This window comes from Pseudaestuariivita atlantica, from assembly GCF_001205715.1.
In the GTDB taxonomy this organism is placed as follows: Bacteria; Pseudomonadota; Alphaproteobacteria; order Rhodobacterales; family Rhodobacteraceae; genus Pseudaestuariivita; species Pseudaestuariivita atlantica.
Genome location: NZ_AQQZ01000008.1, coordinates 103186 through 117739, shown reverse-complemented (window position 1 = coordinate 117739; position 14554 = coordinate 103186). Strand labels below are relative to the sequence as shown.

Sequence of the window (14554 nt, the reverse complement as noted above, 5' to 3'; positions counted from 1 at the left end):
TTCTCCCACCCGTACGCTCGGGGCTTCTTTGTGAAAATCACATGCTTTCAGGCGCTTGCGTCACGGCAGCGCCAGGCGCGGGGCCTCGCCCAGGGGTAGGGGGCCGGCACTGACGCGGCCCCGGTCGAATTGCAGTGTGATGTCGAGCGTCTCGTCCGACCCGTTCAGCCGCGCCAGCACCGTCAGCCCCTGTTCCAGCCCCGTCATCACCGGCCCCGGCACCTGCCCCGAGGCGCGTGCGCGGGCCAGCATCTCGCGCCAGTTGCGGGCCTGCAGCGCCAGTTCGCCGTCAAGCCGCCCCAGCGTGTCCACGTCCAGCCGCCCCGTCGCTTTCAGCGTCAGGGGGCCCCAGGCCGCCTCGCCCTGGTCGAGGTCGATGGCAACGGGTTGCGGGCGCGGACCGGTCAGCGACCCGGCATCCCACGCGCGGTCGAAGCTCACCGTGCCGCGCAGGGCCAGCCGGTCGAAGGTCGCGGGCAGGGCGTCGCCCGTGGCGTCCGCGATGCGGGGCAGGCGGGGCGCGAACCCGTCGGCCGTCAGCGCCATGTCATACGCCTCGGGGGCATCCGCCACCTGGCGCATCGAAAGCTGCATCCGCGCCAGCGCCGCCGCGCCGGCATCGCCCGAGATGTTCAGCACATCCGCCACCAGCGTCAGGCGACCCAGCGTCTGCGCCGCGTCGCCCGCCGTCACGAGGCTCGCGCGCATCCGGTCGCTGTCAAGCCGCGCGCGGCCCTCGGGCCAGATCAGCGTCTGGGTGGCGGGGAAGGTCACGATGCGGTGGTTCAGGTTGTAGCTGAGCCGCGCGATGTGCAGCCGGTCAGCACGCCAGCCAAGGCCCGCGCGCGGATCGGTCAGGGCCACGCCCTCCAGCGTCAGGTCGAACCGGTTGGGAAAGCCGCGCACGCCCCAGTCGGCGACCTCGACCTCCCAGCCGTCCGCGGCGCGCGCCTCCAGCCAGGCCCCGGTCGCCTGCGTCTGGCTCCGCCAGCCCCACGCCCACCAGCCCGACCACGCCGCCGCGGCCACCAAGATGGCGATCAACAATCCGCGCATCCCGCGCTCCCCTGCTTCGTCCCAATCCACGTGTCACCACAGGGCTTAACGGCTTCGTCCGGCGAACGGAATGGCCTCTGCCCCATGGTCACGGCGCCCGCGCTGCGGTACGAGCGGCGCGAACCCGCGACGAAAGGATGCGCCGGCATGACGCTTTGGGTCTTCGGCTATGGCTCGCTTCTGTGGAACCCCGGCTTCACCGTGGCCGAACAGCGCCGCGCGCGGCTTCGGGGCTATGCGCGCAGCTTCTGCATGCGCTCGATCCACCATCGCGGCACACCGGAAAATCCGGGGCTGGTGCTGGCGCTCGACGCACAGACGGGCGCGGCCTGCGACGGCGTGGCCCTGCGCGTGCCCGAGGCCGAGGAAGACGCGACGCTCGCCTACCTGCGGGAGCGGGAACTGGTGTCATCGGCCTACCTCGAACGCTGGCTGTCGGTGGAAACCGACGCGGGCGAGGCGCTGACCGCGCTCACCTACGTCGTCGATCCCGACCACGTGCAATATTGCGGCGGCCTGCCCTTGGAAGAGCAGGCGCGGATCATGGCGGCGGCCACGGGCGGGCGCGGCCCCAATGCCGAATACCTGCACAACACGGCGGCGCTGCTGGCCGATCTGCACATCGAGGATGCCGATATCGCGTGGCTTGACGCACGTGTGCGCAATCTGACCGATTGATCGCTTGGCTAAAGGCCCCGCTGGCCCTAAAGTGCGCTTAAACGATAAGCGGTGTCAGGAGCGATCCGAATGGATCAACCGGGCCAAGAGGTCGAGCCATATTTCTCGCAGCCCTTTCGACAGGTTCTGCTGATCCTGATCGTATTGGGGCTGACCGCCGCGGGGGTCGTGCTGGCCTGGCCGCGCGTGGGACCTGTGTTCGTCGCCAACTGGTACCTGAACCTCTTCATCACCGGCGTGTTCGTGATCGGCGTCTTCGCCGTCACCTACCAGGTGTGGGAACTTGCCCGCTCGATCAAGTGGGTGAAGGCGTTTGCCGCCGAGGGCGGTGAACGCGACGACGGCCACCCGCCGCGCCTGCTGGCCCCGCTTGCGAACCTGCTGAAATCGCGCGGGCGGCAGAAACAGATCTCGTCCACCTCGACGCAATCGATGCTCGATTCCGTCGCGACCCGGATCGACGAGGCGCGGGAGATCACCCGCTATATCGTCAACCTGCTGATTTTCCTTGGCCTTCTCGGCACCTTCTACGGTCTTGCGACGACGGTGCCCGCGATCGTCGACACGATCGGCAACCTCGAACCCAAGGATGGGGAGACGGGCGCCGACGTGTTCCGCCGCCTGCAAACGGGCCTTCAGGCGCAAATGGGCGGCATGGGCGTCGCTTTTGCCTCCTCGCTTCTCGGCCTCGCGGGATCGCTCGTCGTGGGCCTGCTGGAGCTGTTTGCCAGCCACGGCCAGAACCGGTTCTACCGCGAGCTCGAGGAATGGCTCAGCTCGATGACGCGGATCTCCTTCGCGGGGGGCGACGGTGAAGGCTCGTTCGACACCAACGTCGTCGTCGGCGTGCTCGATCACTTCGCCGAACAGTTCGAGGAGTTGCAGGTCCTCTTCGGCCAGTCCGAGGTCGCCCGGCAGGGCACCGACGGCAAACTCGCGCAACTGGCCGACTCGGTCGAACGGATGACCGAACGGCTGGAGGCGAACGGATCGACCAATTCCGCCCTCCTGCGCGTGGCCGAGGGGCAGGAACGCCTGATGCACGTGCTGGAACACCAGGAACGCGGCGAAGGCATGGATGCCGAAAGCCGCATGCGCCTGCGGTCGATCGACGTGCAGATGCTGCGCATCCTCGAAGAGATCAGCGCCGGGCGGCAGGAAAGCATGGCCGAACTGCGCACCGATCTCGCCGCGCTGAACCGCGCGCTGACGCAGCCGCGCCCGGTGCCGCAACAGGGCGGGCCGCGCGCCGGTGGCGGTGGTGGCGGCGGTGCCCAGGGTGGCGGCGGCGGCGGACAAGGGCAGGCCAATCCGAACCAGGGCCCGCGCGCCCGCCAACGCGCCGCCGCGCTTGCCGCGCAACAGGCACAGGACAAGCGGCGAGAGGGGTAAGGGGCCATGTCGCTTTCCCGCCGCAGCGGTCAGCGGTTCCAGGCCTCGATCTGGCCCGGCTTCGTCGATGCCATGACCGGCCTTTTGCTGGTCCTGATGTTCGTCCTGACGATCTTCATGGTCGTGCAATACGTGCTGCGCGAAACCATCTCGGGGCAGGAATCGGAACTGACGGACCTGTCGGCCGAGGTCGCCGCGCTGGCCGAGGCGCTGGGACTGGAACGCAACCGCTCGGCCAATCTCGAAACCCGCGTGGGGGAGCTGAACGCGACCCTCACGGACGCCAACACCCGTGCCTCGGAACAGGAGGCGCTGATCGCGCAACTGACCGCCGACCGCGTCCGCAACCAGCAGGAACTGAACGCCGCCAATACCCGCATCGCCTCGTTCGAGGACCAGGTCGCCGCCCTTCTGGCCGACCGCGACGCCGCCGAGGCGCGGATCGCGGGGCTGTTGACGACGCAGGCCACGCTCGAATCCGACAACGCCGCGCTCGAGGAAGAGCGCGCGGGCCTCCTGGCCGACAAGCAGGCGCTGGAAGAGGCGCGCGCGGTTCTGATCACGGAACAGGAGGCGCTGAACCTCGCCCTCGCACAGGCCCGGTCCGAGATCGACGCGCAGGTCGAAGCGGCCCGCCTCGCCGCCGCGCAGCGCGAGGCGCTCGAAGCGCTCGCCGCCGACCGCGCCGACCGGATCGCCTCGCTCGACACCCGCGTGGCGGATCTCGAAACCCAGCTGACCGAGGAGGAGCAATCGCGCATCGCCATGGCCGCCGCCGCCGAGGAACTGCGCAAGCGGCTGGAAAACGCCGATGCCGAACTGACCGCAATGACCCTGCGGCTGGAGGAAGAGCGCAAGGCGGCGGAAGAGACGCTCACCATCCTCGCCGCGACCCGCAAGCAGGCCGAGGACCTCGATGCGCGCCTCGCCGCGGCGCTGGTGGAGAACACCCAGACCACCGCGCGCACCGCGTCGCTGGAACAGGCGCTGGCCGATGCGCTGGTCCGGATCGAGGAACAGAACGACGTCGCCGCGCGCCTCGCCGCCGAACAACTTGCGCGCCTGCAGGCCGAGGAGGCGCTGGCCGACCTGCGCGCCTCGCTGACCGAAACGCAGACCGCCAACAGCCGCACGGCCCAGCAATTGTCCGCCGTGCGCGCGCAACTGGCGCAGGCGCAGGCGACGCTGGCGCAGGAACGCACCCAGCGGGCCGAGGCAGAGGCGGCGCTGAACCAGGACATCGTCGAACGCACCGCCGAAACCGACCGCGGCAATGCGATGATCGCCGAACAGGCGCGCATGCTCGATTCGCTCCGCGCCCGGCTGGCGGCGGCGGAACGCGCGCTGGCCGTGGCGCAGGAAGACGGCGCGCGGCTTGCGGCGCAGTTGGATCGTGACACCACGGCGCTTCAGACCCAGATCGAGGATGGTGCCGAAACGCTGGCCGCGCGCGATGCCCAGATCGCCACGCTCATCGCCGATCTTGATGACACCCGCGCCGCCCTGGCGGCGGCGCGCGACCGGGTGGCGCAGCTGTCGCAGGAAGTGGGTGACGGCGCGGCGGCGCTGTCGGCCCGTGCCGCCGAACTGGATGCCGCCCGCAGCGAGATCGCGGCGGAAAAGGCACGCACCGCCTCGCTTCTGGCGCAGCAGACCCGCGTGATCGACGACCTGCGCGCCCGGCTGGCCGAGACCGAGGCGCAACTCGCCGCCGCGCGGGACGAAGGCAACGCGCTGCAGGCCTCGCTCACCACCACGTCAGACGAGTTGCAGGCGCGCATCGCGGCAGCGCTGGCGCGGCTCGACACCGCCGATCAGACCATCGCGGGGCTCGAAGCGGACCTTGCCGCCGCCCGCCGGGCAGGCGAGGCGGCCGCATCGCGCGCCGCCACGGCAGAGGCGACCCTGTCGACGCAGGGCGCCACGCTGAGCGAGATCAACACCGACCTCGTCACCGCCCGCGCGGACCTGGCCGAGGCACGCTCGCAGGTCGATGCGCTGGCCACCGAACGGGCGCGGCTGGCGGTGACGGTGGGGCAGTCTTCGCGTGAGATCACCGACCTGAAACGGCAGGTCGCGGTGCTGGAAAGCGCGCGTGACGCGGGTGAAAGGACGACCGCGGAGCTGACGCAGACCAAGGCAAACCTCGCGCTGGCGCTGGAACAGATCGCCTCGTTGCAGAAGCAGTTGTCGGACAAGGACGATGCCCTGACCCGCGCCCGCGCCGATGCCGCGGCAGCGCGCGCCGGACTGGAAGAGGATGCGCGGTCGCTCGAAGAACGGCTTGCGGCGGCACTGGCCGCGCGGATCGAGGCGCAAAGCGAGGTCGAGGACGTGCGCGCGCGTCTCACCGCCGCGCTTGCCGCGCAGAAGGCGGCGGAGGACAAGGCCGCCACGCTTCTCAGCGAGGACGAACAGCGCGCGGCCCTTCTCAGCCAGGCGGAGCGGGAGTTGAACATCGAAACCCAGCGCTCGGCCGAGGCGCTGCGCAAGACCGAGGTGCTGAACCAGCAGGTGGCCGAGTTGCGGGCGCAGCTGGGCCAGTTGCAGGCGCTTCTGGACGACGGCAAGGCGCGCGACGCGGCGGCGCAGGTGCAGTTGCAATCGCTGGGGACCGAGTTGAACGCGGCGCTGGCGCGGGCGGCTGCCGAACAGCGCCGCCGGGCCGAACTGGAAGCGGCCGAACGGGCGCGACTGGAGGCGGAATCGAAGGACCTCGCACGCTACCGGTCGGAGTTCTTCGGGCGCCTGCGCGACCTGCTGGAGGGGCAGGAAGGCGTGCGGATCGTGGGCGACCGCTTCGTGTTCGATTCGAGCGTGCTGTTCCCGCCGGGCGGGGCCGACCTGTCGCCGCTGGGCCAGCGCGAGATTTCCAAGGTGGCGCGCATCCTGCGCGACATCGCCGACGACATCCCGCCCGAGATCAACTGGGTGATCCGCGTCGACGGCCATACCGACAATGTGCCGTTGTCGGGTACCGGCGAGTTCGCCGACAACTGGGAGCTCAGCCAGGCGCGGGCGCTGTCGGTGGTGCGGTTCATGGTCAACTTCCTCGGCATCCCGCCGGAACACCTGTCGGCCAACGGGTTCGGCCAGTACCAGCCGATCGACACCGCCGACACCAAGGAAGCGCGCGCGCGCAACCGCCGGATCGAGCTGAAATTCACCGAGAAATAGGCGCCGCTCATCCGCCCTGATGGGCGGCCTCGCTTCAGCGGGGGACGGTGATGACGGTTGTGCGCTTTCCGATCACGCGCCCGTCACGGGACAGCGTGACGGTGCCGGCATAGGCCCCCGCCGGCCAGCCGTCCTGCGGGGTACGCTTGCCGACGGCGCGGAACAGTTGCGCCTGCGTCCGGTCAAGGGTGACGGCTTGGGTGATGACCTCTCCCGCCGGGCCGAGGATGGCGAGGTCGACCGTGTCGCCCGCCTGTCCGCCGAAGATCAGCCCGAAGACCACCATCGCGCGGGAGGTCCTTGTCAGCGGCTGGGCGGCGCTGCCGTCCTTGACCGCGTCGAAGGAGGGCACGCCCTCGGCAAATCCCACCGACACCACGCCGCCGGGGACGTAGTCGGGCGCATCGGTCCAGAGCGTCGTGTCCGAGGGCGCGCCGCAGGTGACCTCTCCATCCGGGTCGAACGGGTCCACCACCGCGCCGTCGCGGCGGACCGAGACGTGCAGGTGCGGGAATTGCGTCTTGCCGGACAGGCCGATCTCTCCCAGCGGATCGCCGGTCTTGACGGTCTGGCCGCGGGTCGCTTGCACCGTGCCGCGCTTGAGGTGGCAATATTGCGTCTCCCACCCGTCGGGGTGGCGCAGGACGACGCCATTGCCGCATTCGCGCCCGTCTATCGCGGCGCGGGTCGCGTCGGAATAGCCGGTATCGGGCATGTCCGACCGCGCGCCCAGTACCACGCCGTCCGCCATCGCCCGCACGGTCACGCCGGCGCGCATGTCGGCGCGGGTGGGCACCGCGATATCGGTGCCCTTGTGGCCGTCATAGCTCAGCGGCCCGCAGGTGAAATCCCGCGCTCCGGGGCCGGGATCGAGGTCGACATATTGCTGGATGTAGCAATCCTGCCCCAGCGTGCAGTCCAGCGGGAAGGCCAGCGACAGGCTGTCGGCAAACGCAAGCAGCGGGGCCGTTGCCAGCCCCGCCGCGATCACAGTGGTCCGGATCACTACTCCGCCGTCAGAAGGGGCGGCTTGGAGCCCGAGATGCGGGGCTTCTCCATCCCTTCGGTCTTGAGCACCAGCTCGCCATCCTTGACCGAGACCTTGACGACCCCGCCCTTGGCGAGCTTGCCGAAGAGCAGCTCCTCCGCCAGCGGCTTCTTGATGTATTCCTGGATCACGCGACCAAGGGGGCGGGCGCCCATCTTCTCGTCATAACCCTTGTCGCCCAGCCATTCGGCGGCGGCGCGGGTCAGTTCGAAGGTCACGTTGCGGTCCATCAGTTGCGCTTCAAGCTGCAGCACGAACTTCTCGACCACCTGCAGGATCACCTTCTTCGGCAGCGGCGCGAAGGAGATGGTCGCGTCCAGACGGTTGCGGAATTCCGGGGTGAAGAGCTTCTCGATCGCCTCGGTATCCTCGCCCTCGCGCCGGTCGCGGCCAAAGCCGACGGCGGCCTTCGCCATGTCCGCCGCGCCCGCGTTCGACGTCATGATCAGGATCACGTTGCGGAAGTTCACCGTGCGCCCGTTATGGTCGGTCAGCTCGCCGTGATCCATCACCTGCAACAGGATGTTGAACACGTCCGGATGCGCCTTCTCGATCTCGTCAAGCAGCAGCACGCAATGCGGGTGCTGATCGACGCCGTCGGTCAGCAAGCCGCCCTGGTCGAACCCGACATAACCCGGAGGCGCGCCGATCAGGCGCGATACCGCGTGCTTCTCCATGTATTCCGACATGTCGAAGCGCAGCATCTCGACACCCAGCGTGTCCGCCAACTGCTTGGCCACCTCGGTCTTGCCGACGCCGGTGGGGCCCGCGAACAGGTAGTTGCCGATGGGCTTCTCGGGCTCGCGCAGACCGGCGCGGGCCAGCTTGATCGCGGACGACAGCGCCTCGATCGCGGCGTCCTGACCGAACACCACGCGCTTGAGGTTGCGTTCCAGGTCGCGCAACGCCTCGGCATCGTCCTTGGTGACGTTCTTGGGTGGGATGCGGGCGATCTTGGCGACGACCGCCTCGATCTCCTTCACGCCGATGGTCTTGCGGCGTTTCGACTCCGCGACAAGGTGCTGGGCCGCGCCCGCCTCGTCGATCACGTCGATCGCCTTGTCGGGCAGCTTGCGGTCGTTGATGTACCGCGCCGCCAGTTCCACCGCCGACTTGATCGCTTCCGAGGTATAGCGGATGTCGTGATGCTCCTCGAAATAGGGCTTGAGGCCCTTGAGGATCTTCACGCTGTCCTCCACCGACGGCTCGCTCACATCGATCTTCTGGAACCGGCGCGACAGGGCGCGGTCCTTTTCGAAATGCTGGCGGAATTCCTTGTAGGTGGTCGACCCCATCGTGCGCAGCTTGCCGCCTTGCAACGCGGGCTTCAGCAGGTTCGAGGCATCCATCGCCCCGCCCGAGGTCGCGCCCGCACCGATCACGGTGTGGATCTCGTCGATGAAGAGAACCGCGTCGGGGTGGTCTTCCAGCTCGGTCACGACGGCTTTCAGCCGCTCCTCGAAATCGCCGCGATAGCGGGTACCGGCCAGGAGCGCGCCCATGTCGAGCGAGTAGATGGTGGTGTTCTTCAGGACGTCCGGCGTGTCGCCCGCCACGATCTGGCGTGCGAGGCCCTCGGCGATGGCGGTCTTGCCGACGCCGGGATCGCCCACCAGAAGCGGGTTGTTCTTGCGCCGGCGGCACAGGACCTGGATGCAGCGTTCGACCTCGTGCGCGCGGCCGATAAGCGGATCGACATCGCCGGCGCGGGCCTTTTCGTTCAGGTCCACGCAATACTTGGCCAGCGCCGATTCCTTGGCCTCGCCCTCTTCGGCCCCTTGCGTGTCCGCCTCGGGCGCGTCGGCGCCGGTGACGGGCCGCGCCTCGCCGAATGCGGGGTCCTTCGCCACGCCATGCGCGATGAAGTTTACCGCGTCATAGCGGGTCATGTCCTGTTCCTGCAGGAAGTAGGCGGCGTTGCTTTCGCGTTCGGCGAAGATCGCGACCAGCACGTTCGCGCCCGTCACCTCCGTCCGGCCCGACGACTGGACGTGGATCGCGGCGCGCTGGATGACGCGCTGGAAGGCGGCGGTCGGCACCGCCTCGGACCCTTCGGTTTCGGTCACGAGGTTCGACAGGTCGTCGTCGATGAATTCCACCAGCGTGCCGCGCAGGTCTTCCACGTCGACCGAGCACGCCTTCATGACGCGCACGGCGTCGGGCTCGTCCACGAGGGCGAGCAGCAGGTGCTCGAGCGTGGCGAATTCGTGGGCGCGGCTGTTGGCGAGTGCCAGTGCCGCGTGGATGGCCTGCTCAAGCGTGGTCGAAAATGAAGGCACGATGTGCTCCTTTCTGGCCGAGTGTCATTGCCTGCATCACGGGCCGTTCCCCACTCGGCCTGTGCAGCATTGCCTCTTAGGATTAAAGTTTGGTCTATCTGGCGGAGGCTTCAAGGTCTTTCTGACCTTTTGTCCCCACAAATCGTCGCACATGCGTGTGACATGCACCGGTTTGGTCACGGGAATGGCGTCTGGCGCGGTTCGGGGCATGACGCGCGCGGGCAGACAAGCTAGATGTAGGCGCAGGCGTAAGATTGCAAGGTGGACCATGCATCTCGACGTGCAGGACCTGCGCGATTTCTATTACCGCAACCCGCTGGGACGGGCCGCGCAGACCGTGATCCGCGCGCGCCTGATGCGCATGTGGCCCGAGGCAAAGGGCCAGTCGGTGGTCGGGTTCGGCTTTGCGGTGCCGCTGTTGCGGCCCTACCTGTCGGACGCGCGGCGCGTGATCGCGCTGATGCCGGGGCCGCAGGGCGTGATGCCGTGGCCCGCCGACCGCGACAACGTCAGCGTGCTGGCCGAAGAGACGTCCTGGCCTCTGGAAACCGGCCATGTCGACAAGCTGGTGCTGATGCACGGTCTGGAGACCTCCGAACATCCCTCTGCCGTGCTGGAGGAATGCTGGCGCGTGCTGGGGCCGGGGGGCAAGGTGGTGTTCATCGTGCCCAACCGCGCCGGGCTCTGGGCGCGGCGGGACCGCACGCCGTTCGGTTTTGGCCGACCCTATTCTCTCAGCCAGCTGGAAACGCAGTTGCGCACCCACGGTTTCCTGCCGGAACAGCACGACACGATGCTCTATTTCCCGCCTTCGACACGGCGGTTCTGGATGCGCGCCGGGCCCATGATCGAACGGGCCGGGCGGCGGGTGCCGCAGATCACGCCCTCGGGCGTGCTGATGGTCGAGGCGTCGAAACGCGTGCAGGCCGTGACCGGATCGGGCGCCCGCGACGTGGTGCGCAAGCCGCTCGAAGTGCTGGCGCCCGCCCCGGCGGGCAAGGCCGCCCCGGTCTGACGCCCGCTACTGGATGACGGTGATGTCGGCCAGCGTCAGCCCGGTCACCCCCTGCACCGTGAAGGACTGGGTGATCGTCTCGGGCCCCAGCGTCAGGAAATAGCTCACCGTCGTATCGGTCCCGTCATCGCTGAAGGTGATGTTGTCGATGAACGAGAAGTCCTGCACGTTGATCGTCAGCATGTCCTCGCCCGGCGTGAAGTCGGTGATCACGCCGGCATTGGCGTCGAGCAGCGTCGGGTCGGTCGACGTGCCTGATCCGGACCTTGCGAGGATGACGAAGCTGTCCGCGCCCTCTCCACCCGTCAGGATCCCGCCCGAGTTGGTGCCGGTGGTGAAATCCCGCGTCAGCCGCGACTGCAACACGTCGTCGCCCGCGCCGCCGTTGACCTGCGCCTCGGCCGTGGCCGTCAGCGTGTCGTTGCCGTCGCCACCCTCTCCGCGCGCGAGGCTGTTCGCCAGCAGGATGTTGTCGTTCCCGGCGCCGCCATTGGCTTCAAGGCTGCCGACGAAGGCCGAACCGGACAGGGCATCGTCGCCGTCGCCGCCGTTCAGCACGACGCGCGCGAAATCCTGTTCGGACGTGCCGGTGAGGATGTCGTCGCCCGCATCGCCGTTCGCCACGGCAGAGCCGGTTGTCGTGCCCATCAGCTGCGCCTCGATGGTCAGCACGTCGTCGCCCGCACCGCCATTGATCGTGGTCTCGGAAAACCCGCTCGACAACGTGTCATCGCCCGACGCGCCCTGCAGAACCTCGCCGGATTGCGAGGTGCCAAGGTCGAACACCACGTCCGGGTCGGTGATCTCCGGACGGTCGAGGCTGTCCACCGGCTCCGCGCCCGTGGGGATGAACCCGTCGCCGTTATCCTCGCCCTCGACCCGCAACAGGGGCAGGGGGCCGTCATCCGAGGTGAAGGCGGGCAGATCGACGCTTACATCCTGCGTCACGACGAATCCCGCGTCGGTCAACTCCTGCGTGACCGACCCCTGCGGATAGGTGTCGAGCGTCTCGACCCCCAGATCGGCGAGGATGGCGGGCAGGAAATCCAGCGCCATGTCGTTGCCGTCCAGCGCGGCCTCAAGGTCGACGCCTTCGGGCACCAGCAAGAGCGAGGTGGCGTAGGTGGTGGTGACCGTCTCGCCGCCGTTGAAGACCGACACGGTCTGCAGCGCGGTCACCGAACCGGTCTCGTCCTCGCCCAATTCTATGGTGATCGACCCGTCGCTTTCCTCGGTCAGCGTGGCGCCAAGGTCCGGATCGCCGTCACCGCCGCCCATGCTGCCGCCACCGCCCATGCCGCCGCCGTCCATGCCGTCGTCCTGCATCATCCCGAAATCGAAGGGACCGTCGGGGCGGTCCGTGTCGGTGTCGCCGTCACCGTCGCCGCCAGCGCCCCAGAATGCCGCGCCAAGCACGCTCAGTCCAAGAAGGGAAAGGATCAGGAAACTCATATCGTACCCCCGGAAAATGTCTTTCCGCGGTCATAGCACGCCCACCGGCGGCGATTAACCAACTGGAACGAAACAGCGGTTTCCGAACCGGAAACGCGGCTGTCTGCCCCGGCGCGTCCGGGCCTTGTCAGAGCGCCCGCAAAACAGCCATTTTGTCGCAGTTGCTCAAACTGTCCGGATTCCCGTGTCGCGGGGTCAAGAAAGGGCACCTCACAGGCATTGCCCATCCCCAAACCCTCTGCTAGAGACGCGCTGATTTTGCGGGCCAGTGGACAGATGGCCCGGAAACTGACGTGCGCGCGCTGCCTTCGAACGGGTGGCGCAGACCTAAAAGCAAAGGGGTGGACGTGTCCGAACCAGCTTCGATCTCTTCCGGCATCGCCGAACGTTATGCCACCGCGGTGTTCGAAATCGCCCGCGACAACGACAATCTCGGCAAGCTGGAATCCAGCGTCGACGCATTGGCCGCAGCCCTCGATGAAAGCCCCGAACTGCGCGACATGATCGCTTCGCCGGTGCTGTCGCGCGACGCGCAGGGCAAGGCAATCGCCGCCGTGGCCAAGGCCATCGGCGTGTCGCCGGTGATGAAGAACGTGCTTGGCCTGATGGCCGAGAAACGCCGCCTGTTCGTGCTGCCGCACATGCTGACGCACCTGCGCGCGATGATCGCGGATCACAAGGGCGAGGTTACCGCGGAAGTCACCAGCGCCAAGCCGCTGACCGACGCACAGTCGAAAAAGCTGGCCGAAACGCTCAAGGCGCGCGTAGGCCAGGATGTGAATATCAAGGCGACCGTCGATGAAAGCCTCATCGGCGGTCTTGTCGTGAAGGTGGGGTCGAAAATGATCGACACATCGGTGCGCGCCAAACTCAATGCTCTCCAGAATGCCATGAAAGAGGTCGGATAAATGGGTATCCAAGCAGCAGAAATTTCTGCGATCCTGAAGGACCAGATCCAGAACTTCGGCCAGAAGGCCGAGGTCGCCGAAGTGGGCCGCGTGCTGTCGGTCGGTGACGGGATCGCCCGCGTGTACGGCCTTGATAACTGCCAGGCCGGCGAGATGGTCGAATTTCCCGGCGGCATCATGGGCATGGCCCTGAACCTTGAAAGCGACAACGTCGGCGTCGTGATCTTCGGCACCGACCGCGACATCAAGGAAGGCGACACCGTCAAGCGCACGAACTCGATCGTGGACGTGCCGGTCGGCCCCGAACTGCTGGGCCGCGTCGTTGACGGCCTCGGCAACCCGCTGGACGGCAAGGGCCCGATCAACGCCAAGCAGCGCAGCCAGGCCGACGTGAAGGCCCCCGGCATCATCCCGCGCAAATCGGTTCACGAACCGATGGCGACCGGCCTGAAATCGGTCGACGCGATGATCCCGATCGGCCGTGGCCAGCGCGAGCTGATCATCGGCGACCGCCAGACCGGCAAGACCGCCGTGGCGCTCGACACGATGCTGAACCAGAAATCGTACAACGACGCCGCTGGCGACGACGAATCGAAGAAGCTCTACTGCGTCTACGTTGCCGTCGGCCAGAAACGCTCGACCGTTGCGCAGCTGGTGAAGAAACTCGAAGAGAACGGCGCGATGGAATACTCCATCGTCGTGGCAGCCACCGCATCCGACCCCGCGCCGATGCAGTTCCTCGCCCCCTACGCCGCGACCTCGATGGCGGAATACTTCCGCGACAACGGCAAGCACGCGCTCATCATCTACGATGACCTGTCGAAACAGGCCGTGTCGTATCGCCAGATGTCCCTTCTGCTGCGCCGCCCGCCGGGCCGTGAAGCCTATCCGGGCGACGTCTTCTACCTCCACTCGCGCCTTCTGGAGCGTTCGGCCAAGCTGGGCGACGATTCGGGCAACGGCTCGCTGACGGCTCTGCCGGTCATCGAAACGCAGGGCGGCGACGTGTCGGCCTTTATCCCGACCAACGTGATCTCGATCACCGACGGCCAGATCTTCCTCGAAACCGAGCTGTTCTACCAGGGCATCCGCCCCGCCGTGAACACCGGTCTGTCGGTGAGCCGCGTGGGTTCGTCGGCGCAGACCGACGCGATGAAATCCGTCGCGGGCCCGGTGAAGCTGGAACTCGCGCAGTACCGCGAAATGGCGGCCTTCGCGCAGTTCGGTTCCGACCTCGACGCCTCGACCCAGCGCCTGCTGAACCGTGGCGCGCGCCTGACCGAGCTGATGAAACAGCCGCAGTATTCGCCGCTGACCAACGCGGAAATCGTCTGCGTCATCTTCGCCGGCACCAACGGCTACCTCGACAACATCCCGGTGGGTGATGTCGGCCGGTACGAGGCGGGCCTTCTGGCGCACCTGCGCGGCAAGCATGCCGACCTGCTGCAGTGGATCACCGACGAGGATCCCAAGGTCAAAGGCGACGCCGCGGACCGGATCAAGGCCGCGCTGGACGAATACGCAGCGGACTTCGCGTAAGGACCTGAGC

General features: G+C 67.7%; 10 protein-coding genes. 6 read left to right on the top strand and 4 right to left on the bottom strand.

Going from position 1 to position 14554, the window contains the following annotated elements:
• Positions 1-60: 60 nt before the first annotated feature.
• A complete protein-coding gene (locus ATO11_RS16415; protein WP_050531997.1) occupies positions 61-1056 on the bottom strand; it encodes a DUF2125 domain-containing protein in 996 nt (331 codons plus the stop codon).
• A 147-nt stretch (positions 1057-1203) separates the two neighbouring features.
• Here ATO11_RS16415 and ATO11_RS16410 point away from each other — a divergent pair, with 147 nt between their 5' ends.
• From ATO11_RS16410 to ATO11_RS16400, 3 genes are all read left to right on the top strand, one after another.
• The gene (locus tag ATO11_RS16410) at positions 1204-1734 is read left to right on the top strand and encodes a gamma-glutamylcyclotransferase (protein ID WP_050532101.1); all 531 of its coding nucleotides are present in this window, start codon (positions 1204-1206) and stop codon (positions 1732-1734) included.
• A gap of 69 nt (positions 1735-1803) precedes the next feature.
• Positions 1804-3126: a biopolymer transporter ExbB gene (locus ATO11_RS16405; RefSeq protein WP_207382978.1), complete on the top strand. Its 1323-nt coding sequence runs from the start codon at positions 1804-1806 to the stop codon at positions 3124-3126.
• 6 nt (positions 3127-3132) lie between these two features.
• The gene (locus ATO11_RS16400; protein WP_050531996.1) at positions 3133-6303 is read left to right on the top strand and encodes a peptidoglycan -binding protein; all 3171 of its coding nucleotides are present in this window, start codon (positions 3133-3135) and stop codon (positions 6301-6303) included.
• A 34-nt stretch (positions 6304-6337) separates the two neighbouring features.
• Here ATO11_RS16400 and ATO11_RS16395 read toward each other — a convergent pair whose 3' ends face one another.
• Entirely contained in the window at positions 6338-7309 is a 972-nt protein-coding gene (locus ATO11_RS16395; protein ID WP_050531995.1) for a M23 family metallopeptidase, read from the bottom strand.
• Positions 7309-9630, bottom strand: coding sequence for an ATP-dependent Clp protease ATP-binding subunit ClpA (clpA, locus tag ATO11_RS16390; protein WP_050531994.1), 2322 nt, complete (start codon positions 9628-9630; stop codon positions 7309-7311). The genes ATO11_RS16395 and clpA overlap by 1 nt, the downstream gene beginning before the upstream one ends.
• Positions 9631-9898: 268 nt before the next feature.
• Here clpA and ATO11_RS16385 point away from each other — a divergent pair, with 268 nt between their 5' ends.
• Positions 9899-10645 carry a methyltransferase domain-containing protein gene (locus ATO11_RS16385; RefSeq protein WP_050531993.1) on the top strand — a complete coding sequence of 249 codons (747 nt, stop codon included), beginning with the start codon at positions 9899-9901 and terminating at the stop codon, positions 10643-10645.
• A gap of 6 nt (positions 10646-10651) precedes the next feature.
• On the opposite strand, the gene ATO11_RS16380 is transcribed toward ATO11_RS16385, so the two are convergent.
• The gene (locus ATO11_RS16380; RefSeq protein WP_050531992.1) at positions 10652-12097 is read right to left on the bottom strand and encodes a calcium-binding protein; all 1446 of its coding nucleotides are present in this window, start codon (positions 12095-12097) and stop codon (positions 10652-10654) included.
• 341 nt (positions 12098-12438) lie between these two features.
• Between ATO11_RS16380 and ATO11_RS16375 the strand changes: the two genes are divergently transcribed.
• Complete coding sequence (locus ATO11_RS16375; RefSeq protein WP_050531991.1) at positions 12439-13005, top strand: F0F1 ATP synthase subunit delta; 567 nt, start codon at positions 12439-12441, stop codon at positions 13003-13005.
• Complete coding sequence (gene atpA, locus ATO11_RS16370) at positions 13006-14544, top strand: F0F1 ATP synthase subunit alpha (protein ID WP_050531990.1); 1539 nt, start codon at positions 13006-13008, stop codon at positions 14542-14544.
• Positions 14545-14554 lie beyond the last annotated feature (10 nt).